This is a genomic window from Metabacillus halosaccharovorans, from assembly GCF_002019635.1.
Classification (GTDB): Bacteria; Bacillota; Bacilli; order Bacillales; family Bacillaceae; genus Metabacillus; species Metabacillus halosaccharovorans.
Genome location: NZ_KV917371.1, coordinates 560988 through 584456 on the forward strand (window position 1 = coordinate 560988; position 23469 = coordinate 584456).

The 23469-nt window shown below is 38.1% G+C and carries 20 protein-coding genes and 1 pseudogene; 9 read left to right on the forward strand and 12 right to left on the reverse strand.

Annotated features, from left to right (window positions below; all coding sequences use genetic code 11):
* Positions 1-26 precede the first annotated feature (26 nt).
* Positions 27-1835: a beta-glucuronidase gene (uidA, locus tag BK577_RS02765; RefSeq protein WP_078431513.1), complete on the reverse strand. Its 1809-nt coding sequence runs from the start codon at positions 1833-1835 to the stop codon at positions 27-29.
* Positions 1836-1949: 114 nt separating this feature from the next.
* Here uidA and BK577_RS02770 point away from each other — a divergent pair, with 114 nt between their 5' ends.
* Complete coding sequence (locus BK577_RS02770; protein WP_078431514.1) at positions 1950-3113, forward strand: helix-turn-helix domain-containing protein; 1164 nt, start codon at positions 1950-1952, stop codon at positions 3111-3113.
* Between the two features lie 17 nt (positions 3114-3130).
* On the opposite strand, the gene BK577_RS02775 is transcribed toward BK577_RS02770, so the two are convergent.
* The 4 genes from BK577_RS02775 to BK577_RS02785 all read right to left on the reverse strand — a co-directional run bounded on the left by BK577_RS02775 (position 3131) and on the right by BK577_RS02785 (position 6176).
* Positions 3131-4543, reverse strand: a complete 1413-nt coding sequence (locus BK577_RS02775; RefSeq protein WP_139367254.1) for an MFS transporter — start codon at positions 4541-4543, stop codon at positions 3131-3133.
* Positions 4544-4808: 265 nt separating this feature from the next.
* Positions 4809-5237 (reverse strand): organic hydroperoxide resistance protein, encoded by a 429-nt coding sequence (locus BK577_RS02780; protein WP_078431516.1) that lies wholly within the window; start codon positions 5235-5237, stop codon positions 4809-4811.
* Between the two features lie 192 nt (positions 5238-5429).
* Entirely contained in the window at positions 5430-5600 is a 171-nt protein-coding gene (locus BK577_RS25855; RefSeq protein ID WP_169908070.1) for a hypothetical protein, read from the reverse strand.
* Positions 5601-5630: 30 nt separating this feature from the next.
* The gene (locus tag BK577_RS02785) at positions 5631-6176 is read right to left on the reverse strand and encodes a cupin domain-containing protein (RefSeq protein ID WP_078431517.1); all 546 of its coding nucleotides are present in this window, start codon (positions 6174-6176) and stop codon (positions 5631-5633) included.
* A 142-nt stretch (positions 6177-6318) separates the two neighbouring features.
* Here BK577_RS02785 and BK577_RS02790 point away from each other — a divergent pair, with 142 nt between their 5' ends.
* A complete protein-coding gene (locus tag BK577_RS02790; RefSeq protein WP_078431518.1) occupies positions 6319-6939 on the forward strand; it encodes a LysE family translocator in 621 nt (206 codons plus the stop codon).
* Positions 6940-7006: 67 nt separating this feature from the next.
* On the opposite strand, the gene BK577_RS02795 is transcribed toward BK577_RS02790, so the two are convergent.
* A complete protein-coding gene (locus tag BK577_RS02795) occupies positions 7007-7588 on the reverse strand; it encodes a LysE family translocator (protein WP_078431519.1) in 582 nt (193 codons plus the stop codon).
* Between the two features lie 132 nt (positions 7589-7720).
* Between BK577_RS02795 and BK577_RS02800 the strand changes: the two are divergent.
* Together BK577_RS02800 and BK577_RS02805 are read left to right on the forward strand one after the other, a co-directional pair.
* A pseudogene (locus BK577_RS02800) lies at positions 7721-8601 on the forward strand (LysR family transcriptional regulator).
* Between the two features lie 111 nt (positions 8602-8712).
* On the forward strand, positions 8713-9855 hold the full coding sequence (locus BK577_RS02805) for an NADH-dependent flavin oxidoreductase (protein ID WP_078433441.1): 1143 nt from the start codon (positions 8713-8715) through the stop codon (positions 9853-9855).
* A gap of 56 nt (positions 9856-9911) precedes the next feature.
* On the opposite strand, the gene BK577_RS02810 is transcribed toward BK577_RS02805, so the two are convergent.
* The gene (locus BK577_RS02810; RefSeq protein WP_078431520.1) at positions 9912-10376 is read right to left on the reverse strand and encodes a 2-thiouracil desulfurase family protein; all 465 of its coding nucleotides are present in this window, start codon (positions 10374-10376) and stop codon (positions 9912-9914) included.
* A 212-nt stretch (positions 10377-10588) separates the two neighbouring features.
* Positions 10589-11182, reverse strand: a complete 594-nt coding sequence (locus BK577_RS02815) for a GNAT family N-acetyltransferase (protein ID WP_078431521.1) — start codon at positions 11180-11182, stop codon at positions 10589-10591.
* A gap of 225 nt (positions 11183-11407) precedes the next feature.
* On the opposite strand from BK577_RS02815, the gene BK577_RS02820 reads away from it, so the two are divergent.
* The 4 genes from BK577_RS02820 (at position 11408) to BK577_RS02835 (ending at position 16156) form a co-directional block, all read left to right on the forward strand.
* Positions 11408-13153 carry a LytS/YhcK type 5TM receptor domain-containing protein gene (locus BK577_RS02820; RefSeq protein WP_078431522.1) on the forward strand — a complete coding sequence of 582 codons (1746 nt, stop codon included), beginning with the start codon at positions 11408-11410 and terminating at the stop codon, positions 13151-13153.
* Positions 13150-13881: a LytR/AlgR family response regulator transcription factor gene (locus tag BK577_RS02825; RefSeq protein ID WP_078431523.1), complete on the forward strand. Its 732-nt coding sequence runs from the start codon at positions 13150-13152 to the stop codon at positions 13879-13881. The genes BK577_RS02820 and BK577_RS02825 overlap by 4 nt, the downstream gene beginning before the upstream one ends.
* A 138-nt stretch (positions 13882-14019) precedes the next feature.
* The gene (locus BK577_RS02830; RefSeq protein ID WP_026560915.1) at positions 14020-15471 is read left to right on the forward strand and encodes a carbon starvation CstA family protein; all 1452 of its coding nucleotides are present in this window, start codon (positions 14020-14022) and stop codon (positions 15469-15471) included.
* Between the two features lie 169 nt (positions 15472-15640).
* A complete protein-coding gene (locus BK577_RS02835; protein WP_078431524.1) occupies positions 15641-16156 on the forward strand; it encodes a P-loop nucleotide/nucleoside kinase family protein in 516 nt (171 codons plus the stop codon).
* A gap of 47 nt (positions 16157-16203) precedes the next feature.
* Here BK577_RS02835 and BK577_RS02840 read toward each other — a convergent pair whose 3' ends face one another.
* From BK577_RS02840 to BK577_RS02855, 4 genes are all read right to left on the reverse strand, one after another.
* Positions 16204-16548: a hypothetical protein gene (locus tag BK577_RS02840; protein WP_078431525.1), complete on the reverse strand. Its 345-nt coding sequence runs from the start codon at positions 16546-16548 to the stop codon at positions 16204-16206.
* 107 nt (positions 16549-16655) lie between these two features.
* Complete coding sequence (gene pelA / locus BK577_RS02845; RefSeq protein WP_078431526.1) at positions 16656-19967, reverse strand: pectate lyase; 3312 nt, start codon at positions 19965-19967, stop codon at positions 16656-16658.
* A 407-nt stretch (positions 19968-20374) separates the two neighbouring features.
* Positions 20375-21505, reverse strand: coding sequence for an N-methyl-L-tryptophan oxidase (solA, locus tag BK577_RS02850; RefSeq protein WP_078431527.1), 1131 nt, complete (start codon positions 21503-21505; stop codon positions 20375-20377).
* A gap of 256 nt (positions 21506-21761) precedes the next feature.
* Positions 21762-22802 carry an NAD(P)-dependent alcohol dehydrogenase gene (locus BK577_RS02855; protein ID WP_078431528.1) on the reverse strand — a complete coding sequence of 347 codons (1041 nt, stop codon included), beginning with the start codon at positions 22800-22802 and terminating at the stop codon, positions 21762-21764.
* Positions 22803-23036: 234 nt separating this feature from the next.
* Between BK577_RS02855 and BK577_RS02860 the strand changes: the two genes are divergently transcribed.
* Positions 23037-23447 carry a MerR family transcriptional regulator gene (locus tag BK577_RS02860; protein ID WP_078431529.1) on the forward strand — a complete coding sequence of 137 codons (411 nt, stop codon included), beginning with the start codon at positions 23037-23039 and terminating at the stop codon, positions 23445-23447.
* The last annotated feature ends 22 nt before the right edge of the window (positions 23448-23469 follow it).

Sequence of the window (23469 nt, forward strand, 5' to 3'; positions counted from 1 at the left end):
GTGTGGCGACTTTCAAATTTACAAAATTAGATCTGCTGTTCTTTAACTTTTTTATATCCAAATTCAGGTATACTTTTCCAACGCTTACGTAAATCATGTGCGACAGCCTTCGGTTTACGTTCACGGGTGAAGATGCCTTTTTTGTTCCCCTGTACACGCATAATTCCTTGGCTTGTCGCAAAGTCAGCGAAGTTCCACACTTGTTCACCAATGAATTCATCATATTCATCAAAGATTTCATGGTTTACACGATAATATTCCACCTGGAACTCTTCTGTGAACATGACAGGATCTACGTCATGCATGCCGGCTACTGTGTCTGCCCCATATTCAGTGAACATGATCGGTTTGCCTGGACAGCGTTTTTTCCAGCCGTCAAATTCCTTACGGATATTCTGACGAACCATCTCCCAATCCCCGCTATCAACATACCAGCCATAATAACGGTTCAGTGCGAGTACATCAATAAGTTCAGCGATTTTGTCTGTTTCCGGATTCGACCATTGATGTGTAACAATTGTTACCGGACGCTTTTGTGGATCAAGCTCTTTTGTCAGCTTCACTAATGGTTCAAAGTATTCGCGTGCACCTTCTTCTTCTGAAGCCGGTTCGTTCGCTACTGACCACATAACAACACATGGGTGATTTTTATCTCGTTCTACAAGCTCTCGAATCACTTGTTCATGTGCTTCTCTCGTGCCAATATGTTCCCATGTATTACGCTTTTCTCTTTCACCAAACAATGTAGCTGCGAAGTTTAAATGAACTCCGACCGCAGGGGTTTCATCAATGACGACAATTCCTTCTCTGTCTGCAAGGCGCATTATTTCTTCTGAATACGGATAATGTGCAGTGCGGAACGAATTGGCGCCAATCCATTTTATTAAGTTAAAATCGAGCACATTTGCTGCTTCATTAAAGCCTCGTCCATGAATAGGTGTGTCTTCATGCTTACCAAATCCTTTAAAGTAAAACGGCTTTTCATTTATTAAAAATTGACCGTCTCTTACCGCAACAGTACGAACTCCAATTGACTGGTCATATATATCTATGGCTTCACCATTTTGTAAAAGTTCCACACGCAATGTATATAAGTAAGCATTTAACGGTTCCCAGTGTCTAACATCCGGAATTGTAACAGCGCCTTCCAAATCAACTGCTTCAGCCACAATCTGACCGTCTTCATCCAGGACATTTACTCTTACTTCAGCTTCACCCTCTGCCTCAACTTTATACTGAATTGTACCATCAAGTTCAGTTATAACTGTAATATCTTTTACATAGATTTTGGGTGTTGTATAAATTTTTACCGGGCGATGAATGCCGGCGTAGTTAAAGAAGTCAAAGTTTGGATTGTTTTTCGCCCTTTTTCCGATGACGTCAACTTCTACTTCTGAGTAAAAACCAACTGGCAGGGTTGATTCATCGACAATATTATTCACAGCAACTGTCAGACGGTTTTGTCCTTTTTGCAAAAAACGATTAATTTCTGCCTCAAACGGTGTAAAACCACCTGTATGCTCTACAGCAAGTTCTCCATTTACATAAACTTTCGCTTTATGTGTTGCAGAACCAAATCGGAGTACAATGCGCTCAGAAGTTAAAATAGCGGGAACAGTAACCTCTCTCTCATACCAGACCCAGCCGACATGGTTTCGGATATCTGCTGTAAGTCCTGTATCATTAAAAGATGATGGAACAGACATGCTCATTGTATTAGTCAATGGTTTAGAATACCAATTTTCGTCAAAGCCATTCCCTTTATCAAGCTTAAAATTCCAGATTCCATTTAATTCAATCACTGTACGTGTATCTGTTAAAATCGGATATAACATTTAAGTGCACCTCTCTTTTGTAAGTGTTTACAGATAATATTATAAGGCGTATAATTAAGTGGAAAAATAACTATTCTTGCACTTATTGAACATTTTTAACCAGGAGATGATAAAATGGGTGATTCTTTTCAATTATCTTCGTCCATTATGTCCTTTTTTCAACTAACACATATGAATGTATACGCTTTTGAAGCTTCTGGTTCAATGATTACCCTTCATGCTCCACATTCCATTCCAGATCATCTGAACAAAGCAGCATTCAATGCTCTTATTGGAGTTGTCCATCAGCAGCCTACTATTTGTCATTTCTGGCATCACGATCAGATCGTATATATGGGAGGTGCATATGATTCGGACACAGCAGTTATTGCCGGACCTTTCTTAACACAGCTTCCACATGAACAAACAGGCTCACTGAATGAACATACATTGCGAAACCTGCCAATTTTAAACCAAGCTGCCCAACACAGTGCTGCAAGTCTGCTCATGCATCTAAAACAAATGGAAGCCGTTTCGATTTCGTCAATTGAAGCAACAGAGTCCTCTTCTTCCCATTCAAAAACTCGTGAAGAAGAAGCTGACCATTCGATTATTAATCTGCGGTATAAGATTAATAATGATATGATTCATGCAATTGAAACAGGAGATGCTGAGTCACTTGAAATGCTGATTAAAAAAACCGGAAATTTATTTGATTTTTCATCCCGTTTTCCCAATAAACCGCTCCGGGCCATTAAAAACAGCTTAATTATTTTAAATACGACCTTCAGGCTGGCAGCGGAACGCGGTGGAGTTCCACCTATACTGCTGCATTATCTATCTGAAAAATTCGCAATCTCTGTTGAGAGAATAAACAGCGTTCATTCTCTCAACAAGCTACAGGAAACAATGGGAATCGAATATTGTCACCTTGTACGTCAAAATCAATTAAATGGCTACTCCATGCTGATTAAAGAAGCTGTTCGCTATTTTCATAGCCATTTTACGGAACCATTTGATGCCGTGGAACTTGCTGACGAACTTGGCGTTCATCCTTCACATCTTGCACGCCAATTTAAAAAAGAAACCGGGTATACAATGAGTCAATTTGTCCATCAGCTCCGCATTCAAAAAGCAAAGCGGCTATTGAAGAAAGACAATGCTTCTATTGAACACATCACCGGTAAATGCGGATTTGAAGACGCTGCTTATTTTATCCGTGTGTTCAAAAAATTCACCGGCATGCCTCCAGGGAAATGGCGGTCGTATGGAAGTGACAAAACAGAGATGTCTCAATGAGAGACACCTCTGTTTGATTAATCTTGTTTTTTTCGTTTTTCAGCCAAATCAACTGCCAGCTGATTTGTTTTTTGTTTATTCAGAGGATACAAGAAAACAAGAATAAGGAAAATCAACCCGTAAATGATAGATGGCACGAGCGTGGCGAGTGAGTGAATCCCATTTAACGCTTCCTGTGTCTGGGCAGCACGCGCTGCATCGTACCCGACTGCTGCAACAGCAAAGCCTCCTACACCGCCTGCGATTGCCTGACCAATTTTCCGTGCCATAGAATAGACGGAGTAAACGGTTGCATCTTCTCGTAAACCGGTTACATATTCATGATAATCAATGACGTCTGTCACAAACGCCCAAATAACAAGGTTGAAAAAGGCAAAACCAAACATTCCGACTGCTGAGAAAGCCACAAATTCAATCGCAGATAAATCTTTCAAGTAGTACAAGACAAAATATACAACTGCAGCAAGTCCCATTCCGATCGCTGCTGTTTCTTTTTTACCTAGTTTCTTAACCATCGGTTTTACAAGTGGAATCGCAATGAAAACTGCTCCAGTCTGAACCAGTCCAATCATACTCAACGCTGTGGCATTGCCGAAATAATCCTTAAATAAATACACATTTACTGCATTAATCAGCATTGTGTTTACCATAAAAATCAAGGAAGCAATTAAAATCCAGATTAGCGGCTTATTCTTAAGCATCCCTTTCATTGTTACTTTCATACTGCCCTTTTGCTGATTCGGATCCTGTGCAACAAGGCGCTCTGTTGACAACTTGTAACATCCAAAGTAGCAAGTAATAGCAAGTATGCCAAACAACACTGCGACCATCAACATACGGTCTGCGTTGATCTCGTTATCCACGAATACAACTAGTGGACCAAGTACATTAATAACCAAGGCAGCCAACATTGCCCCCATTGTTCTCCACGTTGAAAGAGTGGTCCGTTCAACCGGATTGTCTGTAATAACAGATGCCATCGATCCATACGGAATGTTCACTGTACTGTAAAGCGTACCCCACACAATATAGGTGACAAAAGCCCACGCCAGATAAAATCCGTCAGACATACCCGGAATTTGAACAAACATAAGCACACCTGTTAATACAAGTGGAAATGACATTCGCAAAATCCACGGTCTGAATTTCCCCTGTGCTGTTGGTTTTCTTGTGTCAATAAAACGACCCCAGGCAAAATCAGCGACCGCATCCCATAAGCGAGCTACCAGAAATAACATTCCTACAAGTGCTGCACTAATATGAAAGATATCTGTATAAAAAACCATTAAAAAAGCACTTACAAGCATAAAGAAGAAATCATTTCCAAGATCCCCAAGCAAATAGCCAATCTTATCCTTCACACCAAAAGGAGCGTTTTCATTTTTTTCTCCGCTTGGAAGCGGGGTGTATTCCTGCTTTGCTTCTTCCATATCTTTGACCCCCATATTCTTGTAGTAACTCTTTCATCACGCGTATATGAAAGTGTTTTCATTCTCTAATTATAGGTTTTTAGCAAGAGATAAAAAGAACGATTCTTGCATTTTTTGTATTAAACTAGCACTCAATAAAAAATTTGAGTACAAAAAAAGGTTTCCTGAAAGGAAAACCTCATTTGACTCGAACTCTAGTTTATTTAAATGAGTTTTTATGATTTTGATTTAGTATATTTTATCTCCTACAGAACCAATGATAAAGTTAAATTGCTTCACATTCTAAACGTACATCGATATTCCCTTTCGTGGCCTTTGAATATGGACAAAAGCCGTGAGCTTTATGAACAAGTTCTTCAAGAGTGGCTTGTTCAATCCCCGTTCCCTTTACATGAAGTGTCACACCCAGTTTAAACCCTTGGTCAATTTCATCTTTAAGTAAACTAACATGAGCAGTTACTTCAGACTCAAATGTAATACGTTGTTTACGTGAGATCATTTGTAAAGCACTGTCAAAACAAGCAGCATAGCCTGCAGCAAATAATTGCTCAGGATTGGTTGCTTCCGGATTTGACTTCGCACGTGGAGTACCCGGCATAGCCACTTCTAAGTTTAGGTATCCACCTTTAGATTGAACACGTCCTTCTCTTCCGCCTACTGCAGAAACACTTGAAGTAAATAAAACATTTGACATATAAAACACTCCTCTATAAAAATGTATTTTCTAAAATTAAATTTTGCACAACTAATTAAATTATAAGTTCATCATAAACAATCCGAATTATAATGTCAACAATTAAATTGTGCACAATGTAAAATACAGTGGAATCAAATGATGCCACTATACCCTAAAAAAGCTAAATATTGACTTGTAGAAAGTGAATTTTCATCTCTCTTTTTTATTTTTTTCCCTAACCGTTAAAATTTGTGCCTCTGCTCCATATTCAATTCGAATGGTTTTCCTTGCATCAACGGATGTTCTCGCAGTGACTGCTTCCGTTCGTACTTCTCCTCTTATCTCCATCTCAACTACAAAGCATTTTGAACCGCATCTCATGTGGACCTCCTGATTCTATCATTTCATAGTTTAAAAAGCTGGTGGGGTTACAGAAAATAAGATAGCTGCTGTTTCATCAAATGGATTCTCCCACTTGTGCTTCATATGTTTTGGTATTCTGACACTATCTCCCGCTTCTAATAAGTAGTCATCATCATCTAAATAGATTTTAATTTTCCCCTCTAATATAAAGGCAACTTCCTCTCCTTTATGTTCTAATAGCTCCTCTGAAGAAGATGAATTTGGAGGAAGATTCATTATGGCTGTTGCAAGGGTCCCGGTAAACTCTGGAGAAACAAGCTCATACGTGATATTCTCTACAATCATGTTTTTTCTTTGATTAGACCTGACCACTAAATCTGATGTTTTTGTCTCTTCAAGTAAAAAACTAAATGTTGGGACTTCAAGAACTTTAGCCAATACCTTAAGAGTTTGTATGGAGGGATTGGCTAATCCTCTTTCAATCTGACTTAACATGGAGGGAGTGATTTCAGCTAATTTGGCTAATTCCCGACTACTAAGTCCCTTTTCCTTCCTAAATCGTTCAACTTTTTTCCCAATATCAATATTTTCCATGACGCCCCCTGTAATTAAATTACACTTAATTTATTTAAATTATATTTAACACAATCAATTAAAATATGTTAAACTACACTTAACAATAATTAAATTATATTTTATTGACCATCTTGTATCAAGTGATTAAGGAGTGATAGTAATGAATGATTTTCTCACTTTTTTAGTTCTTACATTATTTGTCGTTATGAGCCCTGGTGTTGATACAGCACTCATTACAAAAAGAACCATTGCTGACGGACGGAAAAACGGCTACAAAATGGCTTTAGGAATTACATCAGGATCATTGGTTCATACATTTGCCGCTGCATTTGGCCTATCAGCCATACTCTTACAATCATCCCTTGCATTTGACATTGTAAAGTATATTGGTGCCATATATTTACTATATCTTGGCATTTCATCTCTTATTAAAAGACAGAATGATCATGATCTCCAAGTAGCACCAGGTTCTACCCTTAAAAGGAAATCCGCTTTTCACCAAGGATTTTTATCAAACGTTCTAAATCCTAAAGTGGCCATGTTCTTTATCACATTCCTCCCTCAATTCGTAAATGCAGGTTCCGATGTCACCGTTCAATTTATCACGATGGGTGTCGTTTACACATTGCTTTCAATCACGTGGTTCTTTCTATATGTCTTTTTTATCAATTATCTACGTGAATGGCTTCTGACGGAAAAGGTGCAGAAGATCATGGATAAAGCAACTGGTCTTGTTTTAATAGGTTTTGGTTTAAAGCTGGCATTCGAAAAACAACATTAATTCTCCATAAACAGGCGCTAATCCTTCCTAAGATTAGCGCTTGTTTTATTTAGGTACGTAAGATTTTCTATAGAAAAATACTTACCGCAGAGTAAACCAACAACAAACACATGATGATTCGAAACACCTTGTCATGTCTAACGAACATTTTTTTGAAAATAGAGCCGAATCCCGCCCAAAGTAGTAATGCTAACCATCCAAGTAATATGGATAATGATAAATAAAACCCAGTGGATTTAATTGTCTGATGAAACGGCAGGATAAACGTACTCATTAAAGTTAAAAAAAATAAGATACTTTTTACATTTATAACTTGAAAGATAAAACCTGAAAAAAATGAGGTTTGACCTTCATTCATCTCATTCTTTGCTGACTCTTTTGGAAAACCTATTCTCCAAGCCAGATAACAAAGGTAGGCTGCACCAGCTATTTTAAAATAAGGCTCAATAACAGGAATCCATTTGTAAATCCAAGTAGTAAAAATCCCGCTTATAATCCCCAGAAAGGCAAACCCTGCCAATATACCCGCACTAAATTTCCAGGATCCTGCAAAACCGAACTTTCGTGCTTCATTCATCATCAGGATATTACTCGGGCCTGGTGTAAGAGATGTGATCATCACATATGAAAAAAACGCTACTATACTCATAAACTCACCTTCACTTACTCATTTACTGTCTGTTAAGTCCTATTGTATGATGTAATTAACTATAAATAAAATTGAAATTAAATTTTTCATTATCATTTTTTTCGATAGATAAAAAAGAGAAGGAGAAACAATATGGAAATTAGACACCTTATTACCTTTCAAACGATTGTGGAAATAGGAAGCTATACAGGGGCGGCTGAGAAACTGGGATATACTCAATCCACCATAACTTCTCATATACAGGCACTCGAACATGAAATCGGAGGAGAGCTCTTTACCTATGTAAAAAGAAAATTACAGCTTACTCATTTAGGTAGCGAACTAATACCTTTGGCTGAGGATCTACTTTCTACCCATAATCAAATTAGGAATATGAAAAGTGTCAACGAGGTAAAGGGAGTGTTAAAGGTGGCTACACCAGAGTCTTTAACCGTTTCCCGTTTAAGTCCAATCATAAGGGAGTACTCCTTAAAATATCCTCATGTCAAACTCATATTAACAAATGGTACATGTGGTCAAAATCAAATTGACTTACTAAGTGGACGTGTAGATGTAGCGTTAATGGTCTATCCTGCAATAAATCCGGACAAATGCATTCACCATCATTTATGCGAGGAAAAAATTGTCCTTGTAGGTAGTAATGATGGACCAAATCAATTGGAGGAATATCAAAAATACAGCCCCACTAAATTTTTCATTACAAATGAAGAAGGGTGTAGCTACCGGACTATGTTTGAACGCTATCTTTTAACACATCACATGAATACCTTTCAAACGATGGAATTATGGAGTATTGAAGCTATTAAACAAACGGTGGCAAGTGGTCTGGGGTTTTCTGTTTTGCCCTATATTACAGTAAAAGAAGAGATTGAAAGTGGAAAACTTAAAATCCTTATCCATTCTGAAAAATTCGAGCCTTCCTACTCACATATGTTGATTAAGAAGAAAAAATGGCTTCCCCCGCAGTCAAAGCTTTTACTGAACTAGTTATTAGTGCATTTGATAAGCAATAGTTTTCCTATTATCTTTCATAAACTTTAAAAGTTAAGTGAAGCATATTGATGTACAAATCAAATCTGTTATTTTATCATAGCCGTATTCTCATGAAGGAGGGAACAAGTTTGATGAATGAGCAAAATAAATCTTTATTAACTTCCTATACATTACCTAATGGAATTCAATTAAAAAACCGAATTGTCATGGCACCGATGACAAATTTCTCTTCTAATCCAGATGGTACAGTCACAGATGCTGAGGTGAATTACTATGCAAGACGTTCCAAAGGAGTCAGCATGGTAATTACAGCTTGTACATATGTCACTCCAAATGGAAAAGGATTTCACGGTGAATTCGGGGCTGACACTGATGAAATGATCTCAAGCTTAAAAAAGTTAGCAAAAAACATTAAAGATCAAGGTGCAAAAGCAGTACTGCAAATTTTCCATGGTGGAAGAATGTGTCCGCCGGAATTAGTTCCTAATGGTGAAATTGTTAGTGCAAGTGATATTCCTGCTGAAAAAGGCGGTGTTTCCACAGATGAGCCTGATGTAAAACCAAGACCATTAACAGAGACTGAGGTTGAGGAAATCATCCATGCTTTTGGAGAAACGACCCGTCGTGCGATTGAAGCAGGATTTGATGGAGTTGAAATTCATGGAGCAAACGGATATTTAATTCAACAATTCTTCTCCCCGCATTCAAATAGACGTGAAGATCGATTTGGTGGAAGTCTTGAAAAACGAATGACATTTCCATTGGCAGTTGTGGATTCAGTGAAAAAAGCAGTTCAGGAGCATGCAAAAACCCCATTTATTGTTGGGTATCGTTTTTCTCCGGAGGAACCTGAAACCCCTGGGATTACAATGGATGAAACACTTGTCTTAGTCGATGCTTTATCAGATAAAGGCCTTGATTATTTGCATGTTTCATTAATGGATTTCTTTTCAACACCAAGAAGAGGTGTTGAGGATTTAACGAAAACTAGAATTGATTATCTCAAGGAAACAATTAATAACAGAGTTCCACTTATAGGGGTAGGTTCTATTTATACAGCTGAAGATGCGCGTAACGCATTTGCAAGTGGAATTCCTCTTCTGGCACTAGGTAGAGAGTTAATTATTGATCCTGATTGGGTTCAAAAAATTGCTGAAGGAAAAGAAGATGAAATTGTTACAAAAATTGATAAAGATAAGCAAGAAGCATTGGTCATTCCTGATCCTCTGTGGAATGCTATTATCAACACACCTGGTTGGTTTCCAGGGGTTTAATTCTTTTGATATCAAACCTTCCGCTCGTGAATGTTCATGATCGGAAGGTTTTTCTTTTATACAGAAATTGAGTGATCATCAAGCTGTTCTTCTGAGATTACTCTTATACCGTTTCGTTTTAATAAGACAGTTGTGACTCCATTTCCGGCAATTTTCTCTCCTGAAAATTTCCCATTGTATATCATCGAACTTCCACAGGATGGACTATATTCCTTAAGGACAACAACTGTTGCCTTTACATTCTTAGCTTGTTGTAAAGTCGTGTATGCACCTTTTATGTATAATTCAGTTACGTCCCTACCTGATTTCTCGATTACTTTAGCTTTCCCATCCAATACATCTTCTCCATTACCTCCTATGATTTCAGCAGGTTCTCTGGGGGTTGAAAAACCGCCAAGTAGTTCAGGACATACAGGGATTGCCTTTTTTTCTTCTATTAGTTTATTAATCTTATAATTTAAACAATGTGTACCGTTATATCTTACCTCTAAACCAGCTAAACAAGAACTGACTAGTATCATGGGGATCACCTCGTTTGTAATCATAATCTCTCAATTAATCAGATTAAAAATTTGGATATTTCTTCCGTTTTTTTAATTATTAGTTTCTTCTTCATACTCTGTTGTTATTTAATGCATTGGGAGATGGAAATTTGTCGTTCCATTGCGCTCCACTACCGATTTAAAAAATAGTATCCAAATCAACACTCTTGAAAATAGGAAACACATATCTTTTATTTAATAGATATCGACCAATTTAAAAAGTTTTTTTGTTTTACTTCATCCCATTCACTTTCTATTACACTGTAGTATACAGAATTCCGGTATGTTCCATCTTTTCTGATCATGTGATTTCTTAAGATTCCTTCCTTCATTCCGCCGATTCTCTCGATAGCTTTTTGAGATCTAAAGTTTCGTTCATCTGTTTTGAATTGGACGCGAATAGCTCCAAGCTCCTCAAAACAATAGCTTAATAAAAGATATTTGCATTCTTCATTTATTTGTGTACCCCATACAGATGGATGTAACCAGGTCCAGCCTATTTCCAGTGATTTATTTAAAGGGGAGATATCTAGAAAACGTGTGCTTCCAATTATTTTGTTGGTTTCTTTTTGTATAATGACAAAGGGAAATTCCGCACCCTTTTCCTTTTTATATAGAGCTGATTCCACAAAATCCTTCATATCATCAAAGCTTGCTATCTCTTTAGGTAAGTGAGTCCATATATTGCGATCACACCCTGCTTCGTATAGCCCTTGCATGTGATGCTTTTGCATAGGCAAAAGTATCACATGTTCACCTTCTAATATTTCGAGTTTAATATCCATAAGGAACCCTCCTTTTATTAATCCTTCACTACTGTTTCAAATACCTTACAAATACTTAAGATAACAGCTCGATTTCTTAACTATATACGATATGTGGATTCCCTGACAGAGTTTTGGTAAATTTAAAGGTGATATCAAATTTTTTTTACAATCTTAATAGACAAAATCATCAACTGGGAAAGGTAACTTTAGGGACAGTTTCCATTTTCAAAAGGGGTTTTTCACATGTTTGATTTATTACTCACAATGGTCGAACGCCTTGGTATCATTGTCATGATTGCCTTTATATTAACGCGATTCAAATTCTTCCGTGAAATGATTTATCATGATCAGCTTAATCGTAAACAGAATGTGACGGCAATCATCTTCTTTGGCTTTTTCGGGATTATAGGTACATATTCAGGCTTGAGCCTTAGTACAGAAACCCTCCAATTTAACCGTCTTCCTTCTGATCTTTCCACAGATGAAGCAATTGCCAATTCGCGCGTAATTGGTGTTGTTTTAGGTGGTCTTCTCGGCGGATACAAAGTCGGGGTTGGTGCAGGTTTAATTGCAGGGCTTCATAGGATCACATTAGGCGGATTTACGGGGATTTCCTGTGGTCTTGCTACCATTCTAGCAGGAGTGATCGCCGGATTCTTTCATAAAACGAACAAACATGTAAAGTTACGTTCCGCTTTTTTGATTGGAGCATTAGCCGAGACATTGCAAATGATTGTCATTTTGCTTATTTCACGCCCATTTGAACAGGCTGTGGCATTAGTCGAAATGATCGGTATCCCTATGATTTTTGCGAACGGAGTCGGATCTGCGCTTTTTCTATTGATTATTAAAAGCGTATTTAATGAAGAAGAAAAGGCCGGTGCTATGCAGGCCCAGAAAACATTGCGGATTGCTGACCAGACGCTTGCTTATCTGCGCAATGGTCTCACCACTGATTCAGCTGGTGCGGTTTGTCACATTATCCATAATGAAATCAAGTCAAGTGCCGTGGCGATTACGAATACTACAGAAATTCTCGCACATGTTGGTCTTGGCTATGATCATCACCGTGCGGAAAGCCCAATACAGACAAAGATTACGATTGATGCGATCAAGCAGGACAAGATTGTTGTCGCGAATCAACGCTCCATTCATTGTCGTGATGAAAGTTGCCCACTCGGTGCGGCTGTAATTGCTCCTTTAAAGTTGCGAAATAAACCAATCGGCACGTTAAAATTTTATTTTCGTTCTGAAAAAGAAATAACGAATGTTGTGATGGAGTTGATTACCGGACTTAGTTCGATGATCAGTAATCAGCTTGAAATCTCTGAAGCAGATAAGGCTTACCAGCTTGCAAAAGAAACAGAAATCAGGGCACTGCAAGCACAGATCAGCCCGCACTTTTTATTTAATACACTTAATACAATCGTTTCCCTTGTCCGAATTGATCCGGCAAAAGCACGTAAATTGCTTGTTTCTTTGTCACATTTTTTACGTCAAAATCTGACTGTGACAACACATACTAAGATTATGTTGGAGCAGGAATTACGACATGTAAAAGCATATCTTGCGATTGAGGAAGCCCGTTTTGTTGATCGTTTGACCATTATCTATGATATAGATGATGGAGCCATTCATCAAAGCATACCTCCGCTTACACTGCAGCCACTTGTTGAAAATGCAATGAAACATGGATTCAAGGATAAAGAGGAAAACTGTTTGTTGAATATTACAATAAGAAAGAAAAAGAACATCACTTATATAAGTGTAAAAGACAATGGAAAAGGAATGAGTAGAGAACTAGCCAATCAACTTTCGCAAACTCCGATACAATCCGAGAAAGGAAGCGGTCTTGCCATTTATAATGTAAATCGAAGGCTGACAATGATGTTCGGAGAAGCTGCAGCACTAATAATTGCAAGCGAACCTGATAAAGGCACAGACATTTCCTTTTCAATTCCATATGAAGTGGAGGAAAAAAACAAATGAAATCAACCATAAAGACATTAATTGTTGATGATGAATTATATAGCCGCGATGAGCTAAAACATTTATTACAGGAGTTCCCATCGATCAACATTGTTGGTGAAGCAGAATCTGGCGAAGCAGCCGTTATGAAATCTCTTCAGCTTCAGCCTGATGTTGTTTTTTTAGATGTAGAAATGCCAAAAATGAATGGAATGGCAGCAGCAAAAGCACTAATGGAATTGAAAAAAGTCCCGCTTATTGTCTTTGCAACAGCGTATCCGCAATTTGCTGCAGAGGCGTTCCGCTATGATGCAATTGATTATTTATTAAAACCTTATGATGAAGATCAGTTACAGGAAACCATTCAGCGGATTGAAAAAAAATTAGTAAATAACGATGAAGGTGAGACAGGTAAACGTTCCGGAAAACTTCCAGTTGAAGCAGAGGGTGAGATTTTTTATCTTGAGCCTGCAGACATCCTGTATATATACAGGGACGAAAAAGTAACGAAGCTGATTACAAAAACTGGAGAATTTGAAACAAAAACACCTCTTAAGGACCTGGAAAGCAGACTTGTTGCTTTCGATTTTTTCCGAATACATAAGAGCTATCTTGTAAATTTATCCTATGTTTCAAAACTAACCCCTTGGTTTAATGGCGCATATCAGTTGCAAATCGAAGGGAGAGACGAAATGTTGGCCGTTAGCAGAAATTATGTGAAGTCACTAAGAATACACTTGGAAATTTAATCCCTTTCCTTGCATCTTAATTCTGATTTTCAACATGATAACCTCTGTTTTTGACCTTTTGGTCTCAAACTCCCCCTTTCATACTGGTATTCTATTATACTAAATGTAAACGCATTCATAAAAAAAGGGGGAGTCATGATGTTTACGTTTTTAGGAGGTATTGCTCTTTTAATTATAGGTTATTTTACGTATGGTAAATTTATTGAAAAAATGTTTGGGGTGAAAGAAAGTCGTGCAACTCCTGCATATGTGAACAGTGATGGTGTTGACTATGTTCCAATGAGCACATCGAAGAATTCACTCATTCAATTGTTAAATATCGCAGGAACGGGACCTATTTTTGGTCCGATTATGGGGGCGCTTTACGGACCGGCTGCCTTTATATGGATCGTTGTCGGCTGTATTTTCGCCGGGGCTGTCCATGACTATTTAACAGGGATGATCTCAATCCGTAACCGCGGCGCCCATTTACCTGAGCTTGCTAGTAAATTTCTTGGTAAAGTTATGAGACATGTTGTAAACGCATTCGCAGTCCTGCTTCTTCTTTTAGTAGGAACCGTGTTTGTCTCAACACCTGCAAGTCTTTTACATGTATTAATGGATGGCAAGATCGCATTAGGCTTAATTATTGGATTTATTTTCCTTTATTATATTTTAGCAACGCTTTTACCAGTGGATAAAATTATCGGTCGTTTATATCCGTACTTTGGTGCATTGCTTGTAATCAGTGCACTTGGTGTGGGCATTGGGTTAATTGTAACAGGAGCACCAATTCCTGAACTTTCATTCCAAAATTTCCATCCTGATAACGCGCCTATTTTTCCATTGATCTTTTTCACGATCACTTGTGGTGCTCTTTCAGGCTTCCATGCTACACAAACACCTATCATTTCGCGTACAACGCAAAATGAAAAACAAGGTCGTAAAATTTTCTACGGTATGATGATTGCTGAAGGGATCATTGCTATGATTTGGGCAGCAGCATCTATGAGCTTGTTTGACGGCTATAACGGTTTAAATGAAGTGCTTGCAGCAGGTGGTCCTGGTGCGGTTGTAAGTGAAGTTTCAACAACGATGCTCGGCGCCATCGGAGGTACACTTGCCGTACTAGGTGTTGTCGTTTTACCAATTACATCTGGTGATACTGCTTTCCGTAGTGCACGTATGATTATTGCTGAATACCTGAACATCGCCCAAAAGAAATTTTCGAGCCGTTTATGGATCGCGGTTCCGTTATTTGTTATCTCCTTAATTTTGACTCAGATTGACTTTAACATCTTATGGAGATATTTCAGCTGGGCCAACCAAGCAACAGCGGTAATTGCATTATTTGTTGGAGCCATGTATTTATATATTGCAAAGAAAAACTACTGGGTATCACTTATCCCGGGATCGTTCATGCTCGTTATGGTGATTACCTATATCCTTAATGCCCAAATCGGCTTCCGTTTATCAATGGATGTTTCATGGTATGGCGGTGTGATCGGAACGGCAATCCTGCTTGTCCTATTCTTCCGTGCTGCTAAAAAGGCTCGAGCTAAGAATCTGCAGCTTGATGAGGATATTTCAGGCTGGGATAAGGTGGCATAATTAATTCAATTAAGAAGTTTGTATAGGGATAGTTCTTAGCACTTATATATAGTGCAGGACTGTCCCTTATTCTTTATTTAAAATGATCAGCCATTAGCTTAGAAACATCGAGATTTTATGCTAATATGAAAGTAAAATATATACTGTTTAGCTTAGGAGGGATGTTACAATGTTAGACCAAACCATCATCTATCTCGTATCTGGTCCAATCGGGGTTGGAAAATCAACAACATCTAAAGAACTTGCTCAAAATGTTTCGAACTGTGTTCTTATTCATGGTGACTCGTTTCTGCAAATGTTTGATTATCGTTCAGATACTTCATGGGAACATCGATTAAGACTAACGTGGGAGAATATCCTTGCCATAACGAAGAACTTTACTCACCATGGCTTTAACATCGTCATTGACTTTGTAGTGGAAGATGAGCTCGAGTGGTTTTGTCAGCAGATAAACGACCTGCCAGTAACATTGAAATATATTGTCTTAAGGGCAGATAAAGAAAAACTCATCGAACGTATCCATTCGCGTGGAGATCACGAGTCAATCGACCGCTCTTTATTTTTATTAAAGAAACTGGAATCGCTTCCTTCTAATAAATCATTTTTATATGATACGACTCTAAAACATACAGGAGAAATCGTAGATACCATCCTAAACGACAATCGTTTTTCTGTTAATATATAGAGAAAAAATGGGCTTCCTTCTATATGAAAAAAGCCCATTTTTCATTATTAAATCAGTTTTATAGGTGTATCCAAATTATCATTGCGATACGATCGATACGAGACGAATTCTTTTCCGTTTAAATAACCATCCATTTGTAAGATACGTTCATTATTGGTTTCTAAATAGAAATGTTTGTCGTTAGTTTTCAGCCTGAAAAATGTATAAGTATTACCAAGCAAATTTTTCGTGCTTATCTTTGTGTCAGGGTGCATCTGAATGAACTCAGCCAGCTGCTGTACGGAAGAATAAGGGATTTCAGCCATATCATAAAAGGTTCCCTTCATATTATCTTTCAACCTACTAAATGCTGTTATGGCTTTTTCTTTTATTTTGTTCCCATCAAACTCCATAAAATCTCTCCTTGTAAGTAAGACTATTAAGAATAATCCCCAATAACCAATAAAATAAACAGAGATTTTATACAACACCATCCAAGCAACTTGATTTTCCCTGCCAATTACTTCGGATTCCACCCATTTAACACATTCTCAACAGTATAAAGTTCAGCCTCTTCATCCGTTAATTGAGGGCGTGAAAGATTTGCTCCAGGTCCCTCGTTTTGATACTCATAAAACCTCGCATCTTTTGCACTGAAGCCTGACATATCAGTCCACCCATTCTGGTGAATATGCGGTCCAAGTTCACTGTTTTTGAAGACCACACTTGCAATCGCATTCGGGTCACCTCCAGGGTGCCAAGGTCTTCCTAAATAAACCGTTCCATCTGCGGCTTCGCTTACTAATTTGCTATTGATAAACAGAAAACCATATGGTTTGTTGATGTCCGTACTTGCGGCTGTGATATAGCCATTATTTGTTTTAGAGCCTCTGTCAACTGAGACAATCTCACACTCTTCAAAAACAGCTCTTGCTCCACCAAAAATAAAATCAACATCACCTTCTATATAGCATTGACTAAAGTATTGAGTTCCATCATTTACATAAAGTGTATCCTGATTCCCTATGAAGCGTACATTATGAAACTTCATTCTTTCGCCACGTGTATAAACAGCAACCGCTTGAGAGCCACCCTCTACTAACCGTTCATCAAAGGAATTTTCCATTGTCATATTTTTGGCAGTAAAGTCATTTGCGTACAGATATACACTTGCACTGCCACTTGTGCCATATGTTCCACCTTCAGGCCTTTCCTTTTTTGCGTAGTTATCATACGTTAAAACCGTGTTCTCTGCACTTTCTCCTACTAATGTAATAAATGGTTTATTTGCCGGTACTTTTATGACCTCTTTATAAATACCGTTTTTCACAAAGATCTTAACCGGGTCTGTATTATTGGCAGGTACAGCATCAATAGCTGCTTGGACTGTTTGATAATCTCCGCTCTCATCCTTTGAAACTGTCAATTTGACATGTAGTTTCTTTAATTCCTCTGTCGCATCTTCCACTCTACTTACCTCCCCTTCAACAAGTTTTCTACCATAGGTATCCTTTAATTCATTAGGTAGAACCTCCACATAAACACGGTTTTCAAAGTATCCTGTTGTTTTTGCTATTTCTAATAGCCGCTTTGCATAGCTTCCGCCCCACGAATAGCCATCACGACGTTCTTTTTCAATTTCTTGAATGGATCGTTTAATGACACCATCTCTTCCGGAGAAAATTGGTTCATTCGTTCCAATTTCGTAAAATCGGTACCATGTCACTGCTTCCGGATCTTCAACAAAATAAACTCCATTTGGGTCCCCGCTTACGTAGCGAATTCCTTCAAGTTTTACTTCTTCAAACCATTGAAGCGCACTTAAAACCGCATGTTGTATCTCGGGAGTTTGATTAGGACGTGACATTAAAAATTTCACAATCCCCACCGATTCACTTCCAGATATCGATGGATGTTCATAAACCCTGGCATGCTGTGCTTCATACGTAGTAGGATCATGCTGCGCACACCAGGCCGTCAGTTTTCCATCTACTTTAATTTGAGATTTTAAAATATAGTCAATCCCTTTATTCATAGATCCTTCAAGCTTACTCCTTAAAGAATCATCTACTATGTTTTGATCAAAAGGATATTTTTTATTTACTATATCATCCATCAGTTGTAAAACATTAATCATCGCATTATCGTTAAATGTAACATAATTAGAATAATACACAGAGCTCTCCGGAGAATCGCCTCGCTGTGGATAAACTTGCGGCCAGCCGCCTGTTTCATATTGCATCGTAAGTAAGAAATCAATGCCTTTTAACATACTTTCTTTCAACATTTCATCATCTGTTTCCCTGTAAACCTCAGCAATATATCGTATTTCCTTTATCGTTGCATTATTGTCAATGGAACCTAATTCTTCACCATTAGGTCCAAATTGCGTTGAGCGCTTTTCCTGTCCATCCCACGGCCTGCTATACTCTTCATCCATGCTTTTAGTCCATCCGCCATGATCCATCTGCCATGACACAAGGTTTTTCGCACGTTTCGTTGCTTCTTCAAGATCTCCAGTAAACTCATTATTTTCTTCTTTCGCAATCTTTCCATCTTTTAATGGCTGCTGAAGTTCATATAAAACAACAGTATCACCAAATTTATTTTCCCCAACTGCCGCACGTGTCGGGTATACATTTTCCAAGGAAGGATTTAATCCGTTAAAAGTTCCAGTTGCGGCTTTTATTGCGAATGCTTTCACATCAAAATTCTCTACTTGTCCATCCAACATCACAACAACTAATTGAGGTGTAACAGACAATGAATTCACAACATGAATCTCGTTTGACTGCGGATTTGTTACTTTTTCTATTTTTTCAAAGATTCTCGCTGCCTCACCGATTGTGACATAATCTTTTTTACCGAAACCCGGCTTCCCTGACATGATCCCTTTGGAAACCACTGCACCTACTGCATTGTTATTGTTTCCTTTTCCAGGTGATAAGTCCAAAATTTCACTTATAATACCTGCAGCTTCTCGTCTTGTTATCTTCTCTTCTGCCTTTATGTTTTCAACTTGGTCTTGTGTGACATACCCCTCATGTGATGCTGCTTCTAATACATAGCTCCACCACGTGTTTGTTGAGAAATCTCCCTCAATGTTTTTGTAAGTTTCTTCCTTATAGAAGCCCATAACACGATTGATGGCTGCGAAAAATGCCAGTTTTGACATCTGATCGCCTTCCGTATGTGTAGAAGTATCAACCATACCTGCAGCATTTAATTTCTTCAGGGTTACTCCATTCACTAATTCCTGTAATTCTACTTGTTCTACTTCAATAGGTTTAGGGCTATCATCATCTGGATCTTCAGTAGAATTGTGAATACGCAGATGATCGATATTTGCCCCGCCGCTTGGACCTACCCCTTTTGCTACAATGGTATTATCACCAGCATTTAGGTCCACTTTAATTGAAACGGTTTGCCAATTTGTCCACTCCCCAGTTGAGTGAAAAGCCAGTTCCTCACGAACAATTTGGTCATTAACGGTGATTTCAACAGGTCTATTTTCTGCTGAACCATTTGCATAGCGGAAGACGAAAGAATATTCTCCATCGGCCTGAATATCCGGAATGGTCCATGTGATCGTCCCTCCTGGTGCATTCGGTTTATAATCAACAAAACCTGTACCAGTATAGCCTGGATGTTGGTTGTCAATGATCGCTTCTTTAATCGTAGCTTCTTCTGCTTCATAGATCGAATCAAATACACTTTCCTCACTCGCGAAAGCCCTTTCATTTTGTGGGATGCCTACTAAAGATGAGACAACCAAGGCACATGTCAATAAAATAAAAAATACCCGTCGATAACTCCCTCTCCCCTTCTTCAAAAGCTTCCTTCCTTTCTAAAGTAGATTTTGTTGCCCCCTGATTATAGGCCAAGTATTTTATCGATCGATATAATCAGTTTCTTAGAGCAGGGTATTTAGACCCTAAAAATAAGAAGAAGTAGAGAAAGTGAGCATAAAAATAAAAATGATTATAACTTTTCAGCTATTCTTCTTGTCCTATTCGAAGGTTTTAAAGGTTGTTATAAAATGAAAATAAGCGATCCTTCTGAATGAAGAATCGCCCTCATATTAAACATTACTGGATATAATATGTCGCATCTTTGAAAACTAAGATAAAGTAAAACAGTAATAGGTGATCATTGTTTTTCACCCCAAAAGTGGAGGATACAGGTATTCTTTCAGCTGCAAACCCCTTCATCAACTCAAAAAAGACCACAAGCAGCTTTTCAATTATAAAACCGATCTATCGAAAACTGAGAAATATCTATTTCATTCTTACCTGAAACAATCAAGTTGCTTAAAGCTTGTCCAACTGCACTGCTAAATTTGAATCCATGTCCTGAGAATCCCGCTGCAATGGCAACGTTGGAATACTTAGGATGTACATCAATTACAAATTTATCATCTGGAGTAAGTGTATACATACAGGTTTTCCCATACTTCAGCTGGCCAATTTCAGGGAGATATTGATTTAAAAATTGAATCAAATCCTCTCTATCTTCTACTATTTCACCAAACTGCTTCATCACTTCATCTGGATTGATACGTTCTCCTCCATCATGACGGCCTACCTTCAAACCTGCGCCATCAACACTTGGAAAGCCATAATAAAGTCCTTGCGAAGTCTCAAATGCAAAGGCCGGGAAATCGTTAGAGTTGTAGATTTTTTCAATAGTATCAAACCAGGCAAATGTCTTTCTTACCGGTGTAAGAGGAAGATCCAAATCCAGCATCGAAAGGAGATGGCCGGACCATGCTCCTGCAGCAACAACCAATGAATCCGAGTAAAAGGTCTTATCGATAGTCTTAATCGTTACCTTCTCTTCTTGAATATGAATCTCTTTCACTCTGCTATTTGAAAGAATCGTAGCACCATTCATTTCAGCAAGCTTTTGATACGCTTTTATACTTTCTTCACATTTTAGAACACCTGAAGTTGGTTCAAAACAGCCAACAAAATCATTTGGCATTGTGATACCGGACCACCGATTTTGCACTTCTTCCGGATCCATCACTTCTAGTGGCAACGAATACGTAGTAGAGCTTGAGATCGTATTTTGAATAAAATTAGACTCTTTATTCCCAACACTGAGCACTCCTGTCGGGATAAATAATGGCTTTCCTGTATCTCTTTCTAATTCATTCCATAATTCCTGTGCTTTAAGGATAAAAGGTACATATTCTTCACCCTCGGCATACGCATATCGAATGATCCGCGTTTCTCCATGATGACTACCTTTGTTGTGAGGTGGATGAAAAGAGTCTAGCAATAACGTTTTCTTTCCACTTTTTGATAGGTAATAACCTGCTGCCATCCCCATTGAACCCGCACCAATTATAATTACATCATAGTTCATATCCTTTAACCTCCATCTCCATGCATAACGATGTCATAGTTTATTAAAGTATAATGGATATTCAAACCTTGGGAAATGAATTTGTTGATAACTATGGTGAGTCTATAAGGAGAATAATGCATTACCTGTGAATTGTTTATCTTAAGACTATTTGTGGCCTAAACATCGAAGAAAAATATATACAAAAGGATGTCCAAACAACTAACGTTTAGGACACCCTTAATAAAAAACAGTCAGAATTTATCGTTTATCCAACTTATATTGTACTTGTGTCGATCACAAAACGATATTTAACATCTGAAGTTAATACTCGTTTGTAGGCTTCGTCAATTTCATCAGCTGAAATCACTTCAATCTGAGGTACAATATTATGTTTTCCACAGAAATCCAACATTTCCTGAGTCTCACGAATACCGCCAATCATTGAACCTGCAAATGAGCGGCGATGACCGATAAGAGAGAATACATTTACTGCCAATGGCTCTGCAGGAGCACCAACATTTACCAACGTACCATCTAATGTTAATAGCGAGAGGTACGCACTAATATCAATACTTGCACTTACTGTATTAATGATTAAGTCAAAAGAACCGGCAAGTTTCGTAAATGTCTCAGGATCACTTGTTGCATAGTAGTCACTGGCACCAAATTGCAGGCCATCTTCTTTTTTCTTCAATGATTGAGAAAGAACAGTAACCTCAGCACCCATGGCATGTGCAATTTTGACAGCCATATGACCAAGACCACCCAAGCCGACAACCGCTACTTTTTTACCTGGCCCGGCTCCCCAATGGTTTAATGGCGAATATGTTGTAATACCCGCACAAAGTAATGGTGCTGCTGCATCAAGTTCAATGTTGTCAGGAATTTTCACAACGAAACCTTCTGTTACAACAATGTGAGTCGAATAGCCACCTTGAGTTGGCTCACCATATTTGTCAACACCAGCGTATGTAGGGATATTTCCTTTTAAACAGTATTGTTCTTCACCTTTACGGCAGTTCTCACAGTCCCCGCAAGAGTCAACCATACATCCAACTCCTACTCTGTCACCAACCTTGTACTTTGTAACTTCTGGGCCTACATCCGTCACAATACCCGCAATCTCATGTCCGGGAACAAGCGGATAATTCACAGGACCCCATTCCCCGTGAGCAGTATGAATATCAGAATGGCATATGCCTGCAAATTTAATTTCAATTAAAACATCATGTGAATCAAGGTCACGCCGTTCAATTTCAGCTGCTCTGAATGGTTTGTCAGGACCTTCAACAGCTCTTGCTTTAGCAGTTATCATAATAAATGCCTCCTATAAATTGAATTTCCAAGAGAATGAACGTTTATTTTTTCTCTTGCAAAACAATGGTAAGCCTTATAGTTAACTCTAGGTCAAGTAATATATATAATTCTTTTTGAAAATTTCAACATTCACTTTAAATGGACTTTGACATCCACTAAATCCCGTGATAAACTTCACAAAATATAAAGTTAACTCGAGGTTCATATCCTTTAATAATAGGGGAGAGATATGATGAAAACATATTCTATCAGTGAAGTAGCAAAAGAATTAGATCTAACAGTGTATACCTTGCGTTACTATGACAAAGAGGGGCTTATGCCTTTTGTAGAACGGTCATCAAGCGGAACAAGGATTTTCAAAGACTCTGATATCAGTGCTTTAAAGGTTATTGAATGTCTTAAGTCGACAGGAATGCCTATTAAGGAAATTAAACATTTCATCGATTGGTGTTCTGACGGGGATTCCACATTACAACAAAGATATGACATGTTTATAGAACGAAAAGCCACTGTAGAAGCACAGATGGAGGAACTGAAAAAAACAATGGAGCTGATCGAACATAAATGCACTTATTACAAGACTGCGTTGGATGCCGGGACTGAAGATATTCATAAAAAGGGAAAAATAGAGATTACTAATTAACAGAAAACAAGCTGGATTTCAT